This window comes from Streptomyces sp. SYSU D01066-1 (assembly GCF_054956795.1).
On sequence record NZ_JBUDHV010000020.1, the window covers coordinates 77014 to 92257 of the forward strand.

Below are 15244 nucleotides of genomic sequence, written 5' to 3' on the forward strand. Positions count from 1 at the left end.
GCCGGCCGCCGTCCACCGGCGGGCACGGGGTGGCCGTTCCCGGCCGGGCCTCCGCCGGCACCGGACTCACAGCCGCCGGTTCGCCAGTACCGAGATCCTCTCCCGCACCGCCCCCACCTCCGCCGGGTCCAGGTCGGCCACGACCAGCTCCGGCCCCGCGCCCGCCGCCCGGCGCACCGTGCCGTCCGGGCCGGCCACCAGGCTGTACCCGATGCCGGTGGGCGCCTTCGGCGGCACCGGCGTGCCGCTCGCCTGCGGGTCGGCCTGGTCGACGGCGGCGACGAACAGCGTGGCGTCCAGCGCGCGGGCCCGCACCAGCAGCTCCCACTGCTCCCGCTTGCCCGGCCCCGCGCCCCAGGACGCGGCCAGCAGCGTCGCGACCGCGCCCGCGTCGGCGTGCGCCCGGAACAGCTCCGGGAAACGGACGTCGTAGCAGGTCGCGAGGCCGAGACGGACGCCGTCCACGTCGATGGTGACGACCCGCGAGCCGGGGGCCACCGTGTCCGACTCGGCGAAGCCGAACGCGTCGTAGAGGTGGATCTTGTCGTAGGACGCCTCGACGCCGGGGCCGGTGGCCAGCAGCGTGTTGGTGACCCGGCCGTCCGGAGCGGGGGTGAACATGCCGGCCACCACCACGGTCCCCGAGGCCGCCGCGATCTCGCGGAGGCCTTCGGCCCAGGGGCCGTCCAGCGGTTCGGCGACCGGCCTCAGCGAGGTGCCGAAGCAGGTCATCGACGCCTCCGGGAAGACCACGACCCGCGCGCCGGCCTCGGCGGCCCGCCGGGTCTCCCGCCCGATCAGCTCCAGGTTGCGCGCCGGATCGGTACCGGTGGTCAGCTGGCTCAGTGCGATGCGCATGGGTGCGGTGTCCCTTCGTCGGCGGTACGGCTGTACAGGATGCGGCACGGGGTCACCGCGCGGCGGACGCGTGGTCCCGCGCGGGGCGCGCGTCCCCGTGCCCGGCGGCCCCGCCCGGAGCGGGCCCCACGACCGCGGCCACCGCCGTGAGCACGGCGTACCCGCCCTCGGCACCCCGTCACCGAAGGCATCCCGCCGCAGAAGGCACCCGACCACCGAAGGCGCCCCGCCGCAGAAGGCACCCGACCACCGAAGGCGCCCCGCCGCAGAAGGCACCCGACCACCGGAGACACCCCGCCGCAGAAGGCACCCGACCACCGGAGACACCCCACCGCCGAAGGCACCCGACCACCGGAGACACCCCACCGCCGAAGGCACCCGGCGGCCCGGCGGACGGCAGCGGCGCCACCACCCCGCCGGTCCACCGCCCGCCGCCCCCGGCCCGCCGGTCCCCCGGCCCGCGGGCACGCCGGGGCGGGGCCGGCGCGGCGCGGGCACGGCACTGGCGCGGCGAGCAACCGCTCGGCGACGAAGGCCGCCCGGGGACCGTACCTCAGGGAGTGCGGGACGCAGGGCGGGCCGGAACCGGCGCCGCGTCGTGGTGGACCGGGGTGCGCGCGCCGGTCAGCGGGACGCCCGTGCCGCCGCGCCGGACGGCGACGATCTCGGCGGCGATGGACAGCGCCGTCTCCTCGGGGGTGCGGGCGCCGAGGTCGAGGCCGATCGGGGACCTGAGGCGGGCCAGCTCCGGGTCGCCCAGGCCGGCCGCGCGCAGCCGCGCCTCCCGGTCCAGGTGGGTGCGGCGCGAGCCCATCGCGCCGACGTACGCCACCGGCAGCCGCAGCGCCCGCTCCAGCAGCGGCACGTCGAACCTGGCGTCGTGGGTGAGGACGCACAGGACGGTCCGGGCGTCGACGTCCGTCGCCTCCAGGTAGACGTGCGGCCAGGCGACGACGACCTCGTCGGCGTCGGGGAAGCGGGCCTCGGTGGCGAAGACGGGCCGGGCGTCGCAGACCGTGACCCGGTGGCCGAGGAACTTCCCGGCCCGCACCAGCGCGGCGGCGAAGTCGACCGCGCCGAAGACGATCATCCGCGGGGGCGGTACGGAGGACTCCACCAGCACCGTCAGCGGCGCCCCGCACCGCGAGCCCGCCGCGCCCGTCGCCACGGTGCCGGTGCGGCCGGCGTCCAGGAAGGCGCCCGCCTCGGCGGCGACGGCGCGGTCCAGCTCCGGGCCGGCGCCGAGGCCGCCGTACCGGGTGCCGTCGGGGCGGACGGTGAGCGCGCGGCCCACCAGGTCCGCGGGGCCGGCCGCGATCCGCGCCACGGCCGCCGCCTCACCGCGGGCGGCGGCGGCCAGCGCGGCGGCCAGCGCCGGGCGGACGGGATCGTCCGCCCGTACCGGCGTGACCAGGATGTCGATGACGCCGCCGCAGGTCAGCCCGGTCGCGAAGGCGTCCGCGTCGCTGTGTCCGAAGCGCTCGACCACGCTCTCGCCGTCCGTCAGCGCCCGCCGGCACAGCTCGTAGACGGCGCCCTCCACACAGCCCCCGGAGACCGACCCGAGCGCGGTTCCCCCGGTGTCCACCGCGAGGGCGGCTCCGGGCCGGCGGGGCGCGCTGCCGCTGACGGCCACCACGGTGGCCACGGCGAAGTCGCGGCCCTGCTCGACCCACCGGTGCAGCTGTTCGGCGATGTCCAGCATCTGTCGGTCTCCTCGGCAACGGGGCGGACGGACGGGTTCCCCGGCGGCGGCCGCCACACGCCCGTCCCGCCCCCTCCCGCCCGCTCAGCCCGGTGACGCGGCCGAGGTCCACCAGGTACTCGGGCCTGCGGTGGCCGAAGCTGGTCCCGGCCGCCGCGTCGGTGCCTTCCGCGACCGGTACGGCGGTGGGGTGCGCGGCCCCGGCGGCGAGCGCCTCCTCCCAGCCGGCGGGGCGGAGGAAGTCCGTGGGCGGCTCTCCCCCTCATCCTCATCGTGCGGGCCGCACGGAACGAGCCACACCGGGCGCGGCGGCCCCGGCTCGTTCACGCGCTGTTCACGTGGCGCGCTCCCGGCGCACAGCCCTGTGCCCCGCCGGTGTCAGCCGCGGAAACCATGAAGGAGTTGGCTGGCCAGCGCGGTCATCTTGTAGATTCATATGAACAGAGGTCTTCGGCAACCTCTCCGAATTCCCCGTGGAAACGCGCGACCCGTCGGCGTGACCCGGAAGACCGCTTCGAGACAGGGAACGGCGGCGACGACATGCGGCTGCGGGCACTGCTGGACACCGACGCGCTGGGCCTCAAGCTGCTCGGCGGCGAGCACGAGCTGGACCGTGCGGTGCGCGGCGTGATGACCACCGACCTGCGGGACCCCAGCCGCTACCTCTCCGGCGGCGAACTGGTCCTGACCGGGCTGGCCTGGCGGCGCGACGCGGCGGACTCCGACCCGTTCGTCCGCATCCTGGTGCGCAACGGGGTGGCCGCGCTCGCCGCCGGGGAGGCGGAGCTGGGCAGTGTCCCGGAGGACCTGGTGGTGGCGTGCGCCCGGCACCGGCTGCCGCTGTTCGCGGTGCACGAGTCGGTGGCGTTCGCGACGATCACCGAGCACGTGGTACGGCAGGTCTCCGGGGAGCGCGCCGGGGACCTCGCGGCCGTGGTCGACCGGCACCGCCGGATGATGTCCTCCGGCCCGGCGGGCGGCGGCCCGGACGTCGTCCTGGAGCTGCTCGGCACCGACCTGGACCTGCGGGCCTGGGTGCTGTCGCCGACCGGGCGGCAGGTCGCGGGCGCCAAGACGGCGGGGTCCGCGCTCCCCGGTGAGGTGCGCGCGCGGCTCGCGGCGGAGCACCTGGCGGCCACGCGCGCCGGCCGGCGGCCCCCGCACCGGGTGCGGGTCGGCCCGACGGCGTACAGCCTCTTCCCGGTGCGCGGCGGGGGGCAGCGGCCCGGCCGGGGTGCGGGGGCCTCCCCCGGCGTGCGGGAGGCGGTGCTCTCCGAGTGGCTGCTGGCCGTCGAGGCGGACGCCGGGGACTGGGCGGAGGAGCGGCTGGACCTGCTGCACGGCGTCACCCAGCTGATAGCCGTCGAACGGGACCGCCGGGAGGCGGCCCGCACGGTCCGGCGGCGCCTGGCGCAGGAGATCCTCGAACTGGTCCAGTCGGGCGCCGCGCCCGCCGAGATCGCGGCGCGGCTGCGGGTCGCGGCGCCGGTGCTGCTGCCGGGCCTCGGCGCCGCCCCGCACTGGCAGGTGGTCGTGGCGCGGGTGGAGTCCGGGGGAGCCGGGGAGGCCGGGCGGCCCGAGGGACCGGCGGCCGGCACCGGCGCGGTCGCCCAGGCGCTGCTGGAGGAGATCCTGGTCGACCCCGGCGCCCGCGGGCCCGAGCACTCCGACCGGATCGCCGTCGCGCACGCCGGTGACGAGGCCGTCGCCCTCGTACCGCTGCCGGCGGTCGCCCGGGAGCACGACGGCGGTGAGGCGGGCTTCCTCGCCGACGCCCTCCTGGAGGCCGTACGGGAACCGCTGTCGGCCGGGCTCGGCGACGACGGGCGGGTCACGGTCGGGGTGAGCGCGGCCGTGCACTCGGCGGAGGGGCTGCGCGGCGCGCTGGAGGAGGCGCGGCACGCCCGGCGGGTGGCCGCGGCGCGGCCCGGCCGGGTCTGCGCGGCCGGGCACCAGGAACTGGCCTCGCACGTCCTGCTCCTGCCCTTCGTCCCCGACGACGTGCGCCGGGCCTTCACCGCCCGGCTGCTGGACCCCCTGCGGGAGTACGACCGGCGCCACCGCGCCGAGCTGATCCCGACGCTGGAGGCGTTCCTGGAGTCGGACGGCTCCTGGACGCGCTGCGCGGGCCGGCTGCACCTGCACGTCAACACGCTGCGCTACCGCGTCGGGCGGATCGAGCAGTTGACGGGGCGTGACCTGTCGCGCCTGGAGGACAAGCTGGATTTCTTCCTGGCGCTGCGGATGGGCTGAGGGACCGCGCCGGACCTCCCCGCCCGGAGTCCCACGACTTTGTGAAATCCTTCACCCGCCCCCTTGGCCGGGCCCCTCGTTCCGTGCTGAGATGCGGCCACCACTCGGGCTCGACGGCGTGCTAGGGAGGGCAACGTGGCGCACTCCGCCATGTCCGGTACGGGAACCACCGCCAGTGACGATCCGCTCGGGACCGCCGTGTGGCGGCTGCGCTCGCGGGCCTGCTGGGCCGACGCCGCCGCCCTCCTGCAACCGGCCACCGCGGCCTTGGCGCTCCAGCGGGCCGCGCTGCTGGTGGAGCGGTGCCTGTACACCGAGCAGGGCTGGGCGGAGGCGGAGGACGCGCTGCGCACGGCGGAGGCGCTGGCGGACAGCGACGACGAGCGCGGGGCCGCCGCCTGCGAACGCGGACAGCTCGCGTACGCGGCGACGCTGCACGGGGTGCGGGACCGGGCCGACGAGGCGCGGGCGGCGCTGGGCCGGGCGGCGGCGCTGATCACCCCGGGAGCGCCGGGACGGGCCCTGCTGGACTTCCGGCGCGGGCTGCTCGCAGAGAACCTCACCGGCTCCCCGCAGGCCGCGCGGGCCGCCTACCGGCGGGCGCACGCCGGGGCCACCGCGCACGCCGACCCGCTGCTGCTGTCGTGCACGTGGCGGCACCTGGCCGGGCTGGCCCTGCGGGACGGTGAACGGGCCGAGGCCCGGCACGGCTTCAGCGAGTCCCTGCGGATCCGGGAGGAGCTGGGGTACCTCGTGGGCACCGCCCCGGCGCTGGTCTCCCTGGCGGAGACGGAACCGGAGCCGGAGGCGTCCCGGCTGCGCGAGGAGGCCCGCCGCCTGTTCCGCCTCCTCGGCGGCGTCCCGACCTGGCTGGCCCGGCAGCTGAGTCCGCCGGCGGCGGGGGCGGCCACGGCGTGACCTGCGGCGCGACGCCCCTCACGGGGACGCCGGCCCGCCCTCCGTCGCGAAGTGCTCCCCCACCAGGGTCCGCACCAGCTCCGCGTCCCCGGCGATCAGCGCGTCCAGCAGCGCGGTGTGCTGGTGGGCGTCGGCGATCAGGTCGGCCCGGCCGCGCGGGACGGGGACGCCGGCCGGCGGCCACTGCGCCCGGCGGTGCAGGTCCTCGGCGATCCGCACCAGCTGCTCGTTGCCGGCCAGCGCCAGCACCGCGCGGTGGAAGGCGCGGTCGGCCTCGGCGTAGCCGGCGCGGGTGCCCGAGGAGGCGGCCCGGACGGTCGCCTCGGCCAGCGGGCGCAGCTCTGCCCAGCGTTCGGCGGGCACCGTACGGGACAGCCGCAGCAGTACCGGGGCCTCGATCAGCGCACGGATCTCGGCCAGTTCGGCGAGCTCGCGCGCGCCCCGCTCGACGACCCGGAAACCCCGGTTCGGCACGACCGCGACGGCTCCCTCCTGCGCGAGCTGCTGCATCGCCTCCCGCACGGGGGTGGCCGACACCCCGAACCGCTCGCCGAGCGCGGGCGCCGAGTAGACCTCGCCGGGCCGCAGTTCGCCGGCGGCCAGCGCGGTGCGCAGGGCGTCCAGGACCTGTCCGCGCACGGAGGACCGCTGGACGAGGGGCCGGGGGCGGGGAGGGGGCGGCGGCGTCCCGGCGCGGGTGTGCTCACCGCGTACGGGCGCGGGCCCGGGCACCCCGGCCGCCGACGCCGTCCGCAGGGCGGGGGTCCCCGTCTCGGCGAGGCTCTGCGCGCCCTCCCTCACGGGGTCCACGGGGTCCTCCTGGGGACGTGTCGGTACTTGAGGTCATTACGGCGGGTTGCCACTCGTCCGTCAAGCACCTTAGGGGCACATCGCGCCAGTTCACATTCCGGGGATCTTGGGTAAGGTTAGGCTTACCTTTAAACAGCTCGTTCGACCGACGTGGATCGGTGGTCCCCGCATGCCCGTGCCCCGCTCGTCCGTCGCGGACTCCTACGCCCGCCTGTCCGAGGTGCTGCCCTCCTTCGCCGCCCTGGAGCGGGCCCCTGAGGAGCCGCTGCCCGAGGGCGGCGGCTGGGTGACGGCCGCCGCGCTCGCGGAGGGCGGGGACGCCCTGGAGGCGTTCCTGGCCTGGGACGAGGCGCAGGTGGTACGGAACTACGGGCAGCGGGCGCGGCCGGACGTGGTGGCGACCTTCGGCCTGCACCGGTACGCCTGGCCGGCCTGTCTGCTGATCACGGTCCCCTGGTTCCTGCACCGCAGGGTCCCCCGCCTGCCCGTGACGCGCGTCGCCTACCACCGCGGCGCCGAGGACCTGCCGCTGGGCCGCATGGCCGTCCGCCCGGACGGGTTCGCCTGCCTGCCCGGCGATCCGGCCGCGGCCCTGCCCGGCGCCCGCGTCGTCGCCGACGAGGAGGCGCTGCGCGCCGAGGTGCGGGCCGCGGTCGCGGACCACCTGGAACCGTTGCTGGCCGGTTTCGGCCCCCGGATGCGCCGGCGCGGACGGGCCCTGTGGGGCATGGCGACCGACGAGGTCGTGGAGGGCCTGTGGTACGTCGCCCACCTGCTCGGCGAGCGCGACCGGGCCCGCCGCGAACTGGAGCTGCTGCTGCCGGGCTCGACCCGGCCGTACGTCGGCGCGGCGGCGTTCCGCGAGCTGACCGGGCCGAACGGCGAGTCGCTGCCCACCCGAGACCGGGCGAGCTGCTGCATGTTCTACACCCTGCGCCCCCAGGACGCCTGCGCCGCCTGTCCGCGCACGCCCGAGGCGGACCGCGTCGGCAAGCTCCTCGCCCAGGCGGGCTGACGCCGCCTCCGCCCGGGCCCGGCGGACGCCCCGTGACGCACCCCGTCGGACGGGAGTGCCGCGGCCGTCGCTTAAGATCGTCCGCGCGGGTGACACCCGCACCGCCACGCCCATTCACACCTTCCCCATGGGTTGCAGGAAGTTCCCACGGAACCACCCGTGCGGGTATTCTTGTTCGAACTCAACTCTCGCCACTCCAGCGCCAGTTCGAGCAGAATGCCGCCCCGGACCGCCCCCACGCACTCCCTTGGCGGCCTCTTGCCCCGAAAACCCCTGAGGGCAGGCGGAGTTGGGCCACTATGGCGGGCGTTACGCCCTATCCCAATGCAAGGGACCCCTAGATGAGACTGACCGACATATCGCTGAACTGGCTGCTTCCGGGCGCCGTACTGCTCCTGGGCATGCTTGCGGCGGTGGCGGTGCTCGCGCGCGGCAAGCGCTCCTCGGGGAAGGACGCGAGCGCGGACGACTCGTGGGAGCGGGCAGAGGAGCGTCGCAGGCGCAAGGAGACCCTGTACGGCGCCTTCTCCTACCTCCTCCTCTTCTGCTGTGCCGCGGTCGCGGCGGCGCTCTCCTTCCACGGTCTGGTCGGCTTCGGCGAGCAGAACCTCGGCCTGAGCGGCGGCTGGCAGTACCTGGTCCCGTTCGGCCTCGACGGTGCGGCGATGTTCTGCTCCGTCCTCGCGGTCCGCGAGGCCAGCCACGGTGACGCGGCGCTCGGCTCCCGCATTCTGGTGTGGACGTTCGCCCTGGCGGCGGCCTGGTTCAACTGGGTGCACGCCCCCCGGGGCGCGGGCCACGCCGGCGCTCCGCACTTCTTCGCGGGCATGTCCCTGTCGGCGGCCGTGCTGTTCGACCGGGCGCTGAAGCAGACCCGCCGGGCCGCGCTGCGCGAGCAGGGCCTGGTGCCCCGTCCGCTGCCGCAGATCCGTATCGTCCGCTGGCTGCGCGCTCCCCGGGAGACCTACGGCGCCTGGTCGCTGATGCTCCTGGAGGGCGTGCGCAGCCTGGACGAGGCGGTCGAGGAGGTGCGCGACGACAAGCGCAAGAGGGACGAGGAGAAGCGGCGCCAGCGCGAGCACGGCCGGCTGGAGCGGGCGCAGCTGAAGGCGATCAGCCGGGGCCACCGCGGCTTCCCCGGCCGTGGCGGACGCCAGGTCGAGGTGCAGGCCGTGGAGCGGGGCTCCGATCAAGCCTCCGCGGAGCCTGCCATAGCGCCTTTGGAGCAACTGCCCGCACGCCGCCTTCCCTCGTTGCAGCCCGTACGCGGCACGAGTGACCCGGTCACCGTGGACCTCACCGCCGAGGACGACACCCAGGCGCTGCCGCGGCTGGACTCCCTGGAGCGCAAGCTCAAGGACCTCGAGCAGCAGTTCGGTTAGGCGCCGGCGCACCGGTGCCGGAAGGGGCGCGGCCCGTGGGCCGCGCCCCTTCGGCGTTCCCGTCGTCCTGCGAATTCAGGCGGGTCAGGCGTCCAGTTCGAACCAGACCGACTTCCCCACGGCGTGCGCCCGCACCCCCCAGGCGTCGGCGAGGGACTGGACCAGCAGCAGCCCCCTGCCGCTGGTGCTGGCACCGGGGTCCACGGCGCGCGGCCGGGGCCACCGGGACACGAAGTCCCGCACCTCCACCCGCAGCCCCCGGGGCCCCAGGGTGGCGGTCAGGACCGCGTCGTGGTCGGTGTGGACCAGCGCGTTGGTGACCAGCTCGCTGGCGAGCAGTTCCGCGGTCTCCGAGCGGCCGGGCCGCTCCCAGTGCCGCAGCAGCGCCCGTAACGCCCGGCGCGCTTCGGGCACCGCCTCCAGGTCGCACCGCCGGAGCCGGCACCTGATCCCGGACGCCCCGTCCATCGCGTCGCCGGCCTTCTCGCCGTCGTCCGCCTTCTCGCCGGCCTTCTCGTCCGCCGCCTCGTCCACCGGGCGGATCCCCACCGCCACGGGTCCGCCCCTGCGTGCCTGCCGCTCCATGTCCCCCGCCCGCGTCCCGGTACCGCTCTTCCGCCGCGCTCGAACACGTTCACGGTGTTCCATGCCCCCGTGGCGGGCCGGGCAGTCATCCGGACACCCACGGTGACCGTCCATACCCGGTGTTCGGCCAGGAAATGGCCGAACACCGTCGCCCGCGGCCGTCACCGGCCTTCTAGGGACGCGGCAGGTTGCGCAGGTTGGAGCGGGCCATCTGGAGCATGCGGCCGACGCCGCCGTCCAGGACGATCTTGGAGGCGGACAGGGCGAACCCGGTCACCATGTCGGCGCTGATCTTCGGCGGGATGGACAGGGCGTTGGGGTCGGTGACGACGTCGACGAGGGCCGGGCCCTTGTGCTTGAACGCCGCCTTCAGCGCGCCCGCCAGGTCCTTGGGCTTCTCCACCCGCACCCCGAAGGCGCCGCAGGCCTCGGCGACGGCGGCGAAGTCGGGGTTCTTGTTGGCCGTGCCGTGCGACGGCAGCCCGGCGACCAGCATCTCCAGTTCGACCATCCCCAGCGAGGAGTTGTCGAACAGCACGACCTTCACCGGCAGGTCGTACTGGACGAGGGTGAGGAAGTCGCCCATCAGCATGGAGAACCCGCCGTCGCCGGACATCGAGACGACCTGCCGCCCGCGGTCGGTGAACTGGGCCCCGATCGCCATCGGCAGCGCGTTGGCCATCGAGCCGTGCGAGAACGAACCGATGATCCGGCGCCGCCCGTTGGGCGTGATGTACCGGGCGCCCCAGACGTTGCACATCCCGGTGTCGATGGTGAACACCGCGTCGTCGGCGGCGACCTCGTCCAGTACGGCGGCCACGTACTCCGGGTGGATCGGCACGTGCTTGTCGACCTTGCGGGTGTACGCCTTGACCACGCCCTCCAGGGCGTCCGCGTGCTTCTTCAGCATCCGGTCGAGGAACTTGCGGCTCTTCTTCTCCTTGACACGCGGGATCAGGCACCGCAGGGTCTCCCGCACGTCGCCCCACACCGCCAGGTCCAGCTTGGAGCGGCGGCCCAGGTTCTCCGGCCGGACGTCGATCTGGGCGATCTTGACGTCGTCGGGCAGGAAGGCGCTGTAGGGGAAGTCCGTGCCGAGCAGGATCAGCAGGTCGCACTCGTGGGTGGCCTCGTAGGCGGCGCCGTACCCGAGCAGACCGCTCATCCCGACGTCGTACGGGTTGTCGTACTGGATCCACTCCTTGCCGCGCAGGGCGTGTCCCACGGGGCTCTTGATCTTCCCGGCGAACTCCATCACCTCCGCGTGCGCGCCCGCCGTACCGCTGCCGCAGAAGAGGGTGACCTTGTCGGCGTCGTCGATCAGCTTCACCAGCCGGTCGATCACCTCGTCGCCGGGGCGGACAGTGGGCCGGGAGGTGACGAGGGCGGTCTCGACGGCGGCCTCGGGGGCCGGCTCGCCGGCGATGTCACCGGGCAGGGTGACGACGCTGACGCCGGAGCGGCCGACGGCGTTCTGGATGGCGGTGTCCAGGAGCCGGGGCATCTGCTTCGGGCTGGAGATCATCTCGCAGTAGTGGCTGCACTCGCGGAAGAGGTGGTCGGGGTGGGTCTCCTGGAAGTAGCCGAGACCGATCTCGCTGGAGGGGATGTGCGAGGCCAGGGCGAGCACGGGCGCCATGGAGCGGTGGGCGTCGTACAGGCCGTTGATCAGGTGCAGGTGGCCGGGGCCGCAGGACCCGGCGCAGGCGGTCAGCCTGCCGGTGATCTGCGCCTCGGCACCGGCCGCGAAGGCGGCGGTCTCCTCGTGCCGTACGTGCACCCAGTCGATGCCGGAGTGGCGGCGCACGGCGTCCACGACCGGGTTGAGGCTGTCGCCGACGACACCGTAGAGGCGTTCCACTCCGGCGCGGACGAGGATGTCGACGAACTGTTCGGCGACGTTCTTCTGTTTGGCCATGCTGTCCATGTAGGCACAAGGGCCCCGTTCATGCCTCCCACACGGCGGCGGCCGTACGGTCGTCGGCGTACCCCTCGACCCGGGCGCGGGCGTCGGCGAGGAAGCCGGCCAGGCCCGGCGGGGTGCGGCCGGACCACCGTCCGGCGAGGTGGTCACGGAGGGCGGGCTCGCCCCGCAGGGGGCCGGCCAGGCCCTCGGTGCACAGCAGCAGGACATCACCCGGGCGGGCGACGGAGGCCCGGAACCGGAAGGGCCGGCGGGGCGGCCCGGCGCCCGGCTCGTCGTACGGGCCCGGCGGCGCGGGGGCGCCGAGGTCCAGGGTGAGCCGATCACCGCCGGGGGCCTCGGGGGCCGCCCCGGCGGGGGGCGAACCGAATCCGACCACGGGTTCGCCGGTGAGGTCGGCGGGCGGGGGCTCCATGTCCTGCCAGACGCCGTCCCGCAGCCGGAACAGACCGCCCGCGCCGACGCCGAAGAACACCCGGGTGCGGCAGCCGGGGTCGGCGGGCAGCAGCAGGCAGCGCAGCCCGGCCGTGTACTCCTCCGGCGCCAGGCCCTGCTCGGTGGCGCTGGCCCGGAGCCGGCCCAGGCCGCGGTCGGTGAGGCGGCGCAGACCGGACTTCAGCTCACCGCGGCGGGCGGCCCGCAGGTCCTCGGCCAGCCGGACGTGGCTGCGGCCCACGGCCCGGCCGATCCAGCGGCACAGCTCGGCGGCGGCGCGGTGGGCGCCGGTCGCGGCGCGGGCGCCGGTGGCCATCGCGACCAGGACCAGGGCGTCGTCGCCCGTCCCGAAGCGGGCGGTGAGCAGGGCGTCGCGGCGCGGGTCCCCCCGGTGGCGCGCGAGGTCGCCGCGCGCGGACAGCGCCCGCAGTGTGCAGGCCCCGTACCGGGCGCCGTCCAGCACGGTGTCCGGGACCAGGTCGCCGAGGGCCTCCGGGTCGGCGGGCGGCAGGGCGGCAGGCTCCGGGTCGCAGGGGGGCGGGCCCGAGCCGACGCGGTCCGCCGCGAAGGGGCGGCCGGGCCGGCGGGGCCGAACGGGCCGACGGAGCCGGCCGGCCTGGCCGGACGCCGACCCGGCGGGGGCCGGTGGCGCTCCGTCCGTCCCGGCTCGGGGGTCCGGGGGCGCGGGGGACGGGTCGTCGCGGTGGGCCGGGGGCGCGGGGGACGGGTCGTCGCGGTGGGCCGGGGGCCAGTTCGCGGGGAGCGGGGGTGGGGGTGAGGTGGGGGGAGGGGGGCGCCGGCCGGGGTGGTCGTCCAGCGCTCCCGTCGCGGAGGCGAACCGGTCGTCGAGGGAGTCGGCCGCGGCCGTCTCCCCGGTGTCGTCGCTGGAGTCGTCGTACAGCTCCCCCCACCAGTGGTCCTCCCGGCCGGTGGGACTTTCCCCCTGCTGACTCATGCCCCCAATTGTCCACCGCCCGGGCCGGTTGGAAACGGCGCGTCCGGAAGAACCGGCGCGGTGGGGGCCGCCGGGCAGTCCCGCACCCCACGGGAGGACCGCCCGGCGGCAGCGGGACGGCAGCACGGCGCACCGGTCCCGTGTCCCCGCGCGCGTCGGCTCAGGTCAGGGCTCCGATCACGGCGCGGCGGCGCGACGGCCGCCGGATGCCGGGCGCCACCGGGCGGCTCGGTGACACCGCCTTGGCGCGGTGGCCGCCACTACCGCGATGATGTTCCCGAGGCGGGTTCGCGCCGTGGCCGCTTCCCGCCACGGAGAGCGGTCCACGGGTCGGCGTCAGCCGGGATCAAGGGGAGGGACGGCGTTCGATGCTGGGAGTGCTGGGGCTGGAGGAGGCCCAGGAGTCGGCGTACCGCGCCCTGGTGTCCGTGGGCGCCGCCGACGTGCCCGATCTCGCCCGGCGGCTGGCGCTCGGCGAGCGGGACACCGAGCGGGCGCTGCGACGGCTGGAACAGAACGGTCTGGCGGCCCAGTCCCCCGTGCGGCCGGGCCGCTGGGTGGCGGCGCCGCCGGGCGTGGCGCTGGGCGCCCTGCTCACCCAGCACCGGCACGCCCTGGAGAAGGCGGAACTGGCCGCCGCCCTGCTGGCCGAGGAGTACCGCGCGGCGGCCGGCGAGCCCGCGGTGCACGACCTGGTCGAGGTGGTGACCGGTGCCGCGGCGGTCACCCGGCGCTTCCTCCAGCTCCGGCTGGGCGCGGCCGAGGAGGTGTGCGCGCTGGTCACCGGCGCCCCGGTCGCCGTCACCGGCGTGGAGGACCACGCGCGGGAGGAGGCCGCCGCGCGGGGCGTGCGCTACCGGGCGGTGGTGGAGCGGGCGGTACTGGACCGGACGGACGGCGTCACCGAGCTGACCGCGGCCCTCGGCCGCGGCGAGGAGGTCCGGGTGGTGGAGCGGGTGCCGGCCGAGCTGCTGGTCGTCGACGGCACCCTCGCGCTGGTACCGCTCACCGCCCGGTCCGCCGAGCCCGCCGCGCTGGTGGTGCACGCCAGCGGCCTGCTGGAACTGCTCACCGGCCTGTTCGAGTCGGTGTGGCGGGACGCCCTGCCGCTGCGGCTCGGCGCCCGCGGCGTGACCGAGGACTCCCCCGGCCGCCCCGACGCCACCGACCTGGAGATACTCTCCCTGCTGCTGGCCGGGCTGACCGACGCGAGCGCCGCCAAACAGCTCGACCTGGGCCTGCGGACCGTGCAGCGCCGGGTGAGGCGGCTGATGGACCTGACCGGCGTGGCGACCCGGCTGCAACTGGGCTGGCACGCCTACGAGCGGGGCTGGGTGACCCGGGAGCGCTGACGTCCCGGCCCCCCGTTCTGCGGACGGGCGCCCGCGGGCGCACCCTGGTCGGATGGGAGTGGTGGACCTCCTGCTCGTGGGCCTGGTCGTCCTGCTCGGGCTGGGCGGCGTCCTGCTGCCCGGTGTCCCCGGGTCCTGGCTGGTGTGGGCGGCGGTCCTGTGGTGGGCGCTGAAGGACCCGCGCCCCCTGGCCTGGGCGGTCCTGGCCGGCGCGACGGGCGTGCTGCTGCTGTCCCTGGCGGTGCGCTGGGCCCTGCCGTCCCGGCGGCGGGCGGGAAACGCCGAGGGCCGGCTGGCGGCGTACGCGGGCGGCGGCGCCCTCCTCGGGTTCGTCCTGCTCCCCGTGGTGGGCACCGTCCCCGGCTTCCTCGGCGGGATCTACCTGGCCGAACGGCTGCGTCTGGGCCGTCACGGCGAGGCGGTCGCGGCCGTGCGCTCGGCGATGCGCTCGGGCGGCTGGAGCGTGCTGACGGAGCTGTTCGCCTGCCTGCTGATCGCCGGGGCGTGGCTGGGCGCGGTGGTCGCCGGCTGATCCGCGCCCAGGACTCCCTCCAGGAGCAGCAGCCGCGTCTTGCGTTCCAGGCCGCCCGCGTACCCGGTCAGGGAGCCGTCGGCGCCGATCACCCGGTGGCAGGGGCGCAGGATCAGCAGCGGGTTGGCGCCGATCGCACCGCCCACGGCCCGTACGGCGGCCCGGGAGGCGCCGACCCGGGCGGCGATCGCGCCGTACGTCGTGGTCGTGCCGTAGGGCACGGTGTCGAGGGCCTCCCACACCTTCGTCCGGAAGGCGGTGCCCTCGGCGCGCAGCGGCAGCCGGAAGACGGTCAGCTCCCCGGCGAAGTAGGCGCCGAGCTGTGCCACGGCCTCCCGGAAGGGGCCGGGGTCGGCCCGCCAGTCCTCGCCGTCCCGGACGGTCCGCCCGCCCTTCTGCCCGGGCACGGACAGCGAGGTCAGCGCCCCGTCCGCCCCGGCGGTCAGCAGCAGCGGCCCGACGGGACTGTCGACCTCGGTCCAGTACGTACGCGTGTCCATGTGCGTCTTCCTGTGCGTGT

At 76.1% G+C, this 15244-nt stretch carries 12 protein-coding genes and 2 pseudogenes; 6 read left to right on the plus strand and 8 right to left on the minus strand.

Going from position 1 to position 15244, the window contains the following annotated elements; all coding sequences use genetic code 11:
* Positions 1–66 precede the first annotated feature (66 nt).
* The 3 genes and pseudogenes from ACY1JF_RS19590 to ACY1JF_RS19600 all read right to left on the minus strand — a co-directional run.
* Positions 67–858 carry a carbon-nitrogen hydrolase family protein gene (locus tag ACY1JF_RS19590; protein ID WP_462706447.1) on the minus strand — a complete coding sequence of 264 codons (792 nt, stop codon included), beginning with the start codon at positions 856–858 and terminating at the stop codon, positions 67–69.
* Between the two features lie 553 nt (positions 859–1411).
* Positions 1412–2563 (minus strand): XdhC family protein, encoded by a 1152-nt coding sequence (locus ACY1JF_RS19595; RefSeq protein ID WP_462706448.1) that lies wholly within the window; start codon positions 2561–2563, stop codon positions 1412–1414.
* Between the two features lie 82 nt (positions 2564–2645).
* Positions 2646–2863, minus strand: a pseudogene (locus ACY1JF_RS19600) (FAD binding domain-containing protein); the annotation flags it as partial.
* A 240-nt stretch (positions 2864–3103) separates the two neighbouring features.
* On the opposite strand from ACY1JF_RS19600, the gene ACY1JF_RS19605 reads away from it, so the two are divergent.
* A complete protein-coding gene (locus ACY1JF_RS19605) occupies positions 3104–4816 on the plus strand; it encodes a PucR family transcriptional regulator (RefSeq protein WP_462706449.1) in 1713 nt (570 codons plus the stop codon).
* Between the two features lie 135 nt (positions 4817–4951).
* Positions 4952–5734: a hypothetical protein gene (locus ACY1JF_RS19610; RefSeq protein WP_462706450.1), complete on the plus strand. Its 783-nt coding sequence runs from the start codon at positions 4952–4954 to the stop codon at positions 5732–5734.
* An 18-nt stretch (positions 5735–5752) separates the two neighbouring features.
* On the opposite strand, the gene ACY1JF_RS19615 is transcribed toward ACY1JF_RS19610, so the two are convergent.
* Positions 5753–6544, minus strand: coding sequence for a GntR family transcriptional regulator (locus tag ACY1JF_RS19615; RefSeq protein WP_462706451.1), 792 nt, complete (start codon positions 6542–6544; stop codon positions 5753–5755).
* Positions 6545–6713: 169 nt separating this feature from the next.
* Between ACY1JF_RS19615 and ACY1JF_RS19620 the strand changes: the two genes are divergently transcribed.
* Positions 6714–7559: a (2Fe-2S)-binding protein gene (locus ACY1JF_RS19620; RefSeq protein WP_462706452.1), complete on the plus strand. Its 846-nt coding sequence runs from the start codon at positions 6714–6716 to the stop codon at positions 7557–7559.
* 341 nt (positions 7560–7900) lie between these two features.
* Positions 7901–8941: a DUF2637 domain-containing protein gene (locus ACY1JF_RS19625; protein WP_462706453.1), complete on the plus strand. Its 1041-nt coding sequence runs from the start codon at positions 7901–7903 to the stop codon at positions 8939–8941.
* An 84-nt stretch (positions 8942–9025) separates the two neighbouring features.
* Here the strand turns inward: ACY1JF_RS19625 and ACY1JF_RS19630 are convergent, their stop codons facing one another.
* From ACY1JF_RS19630 to ACY1JF_RS19640, 3 genes are all read right to left on the minus strand, one after another.
* Positions 9026–9409 carry an ATP-binding protein gene (locus ACY1JF_RS19630; protein WP_462706478.1) on the minus strand — a complete coding sequence of 128 codons (384 nt, stop codon included), beginning with the start codon at positions 9407–9409 and terminating at the stop codon, positions 9026–9028.
* Positions 9410–9698: 289 nt separating this feature from the next.
* Positions 9699–11444 (minus strand): pyruvate dehydrogenase, encoded by a 1746-nt coding sequence (locus ACY1JF_RS19635; protein WP_462706454.1) that lies wholly within the window; start codon positions 11442–11444, stop codon positions 9699–9701.
* A gap of 28 nt (positions 11445–11472) precedes the next feature.
* Positions 11473–12840 (minus strand): protein phosphatase 2C domain-containing protein, encoded by a 1368-nt coding sequence (locus ACY1JF_RS19640; RefSeq protein ID WP_462706455.1) that lies wholly within the window; start codon positions 12838–12840, stop codon positions 11473–11475.
* A gap of 368 nt (positions 12841–13208) precedes the next feature.
* On the opposite strand from ACY1JF_RS19640, the gene ACY1JF_RS19645 reads away from it, so the two are divergent.
* Positions 13209–14192 (plus strand): helix-turn-helix domain-containing protein, encoded by a 984-nt coding sequence (locus tag ACY1JF_RS19645; RefSeq protein ID WP_462706456.1) that lies wholly within the window; start codon positions 13209–13211, stop codon positions 14190–14192.
* 52 nt (positions 14193–14244) lie between these two features.
* Positions 14245–14724, plus strand: coding sequence for a DUF456 domain-containing protein (locus tag ACY1JF_RS19650; protein ID WP_462706457.1), 480 nt, complete (start codon positions 14245–14247; stop codon positions 14722–14724).
* Between the two features lie 8 nt (positions 14725–14732).
* Here the strand turns inward: ACY1JF_RS19650 and ACY1JF_RS19655 are convergent.
* Positions 14733–15224: pseudogene (locus ACY1JF_RS19655) on the minus strand (methylated-DNA--[protein]-cysteine S-methyltransferase); the annotation flags it as partial.
* Positions 15225–15244 lie beyond the last annotated feature (20 nt).

Bases quoted from the DNA above. Each gene is read 5' to 3' on its own strand.
- ACY1JF_RS19625 (WP_462706453.1), top strand. From the start codon at position 7,901: ATGAGACTGACCGACATATCGCTGAACTGGCTGCTTCCGGGCGCCGTA.
- ACY1JF_RS19605 (WP_462706449.1), top strand. From the start codon at position 3,104: ATGCGGCTGCGGGCACTGCTGGACACCGACGCGCTGGGCCTCAAGCTG.
- ACY1JF_RS19595 (WP_462706448.1), bottom strand. From the start codon at position 2,563: ATGCTGGACATCGCCGAACAGCTGCACCGGTGGGTCGAGCAGGGCCGC.
- ACY1JF_RS19590 (WP_462706447.1), bottom strand. From the start codon at position 858: ATGCGCATCGCACTGAGCCAGCTGACCACCGGTACCGATCCGGCGCGC.
- ACY1JF_RS19620 (WP_462706452.1), top strand. From the start codon at position 6,714: ATGCCCGTGCCCCGCTCGTCCGTCGCGGACTCCTACGCCCGCCTGTCC.
- ACY1JF_RS19635 (WP_462706454.1), bottom strand. From the start codon at position 11,444: ATGGCCAAACAGAAGAACGTCGCCGAACAGTTCGTCGACATCCTCGTC.
- ACY1JF_RS19630 (WP_462706478.1), bottom strand. From the start codon at position 9,409: ATGGACGGGGCGTCCGGGATCAGGTGCCGGCTCCGGCGGTGCGACCTG.
- ACY1JF_RS19645 (WP_462706456.1), top strand. From the start codon at position 13,209: ATGCTGGGAGTGCTGGGGCTGGAGGAGGCCCAGGAGTCGGCGTACCGC.
- ACY1JF_RS19650 (WP_462706457.1), top strand. From the start codon at position 14,245: ATGGGAGTGGTGGACCTCCTGCTCGTGGGCCTGGTCGTCCTGCTCGGG.
- ACY1JF_RS19640 (WP_462706455.1), bottom strand. From the start codon at position 12,840: ATGAGTCAGCAGGGGGAAAGTCCCACCGGCCGGGAGGACCACTGGTGG.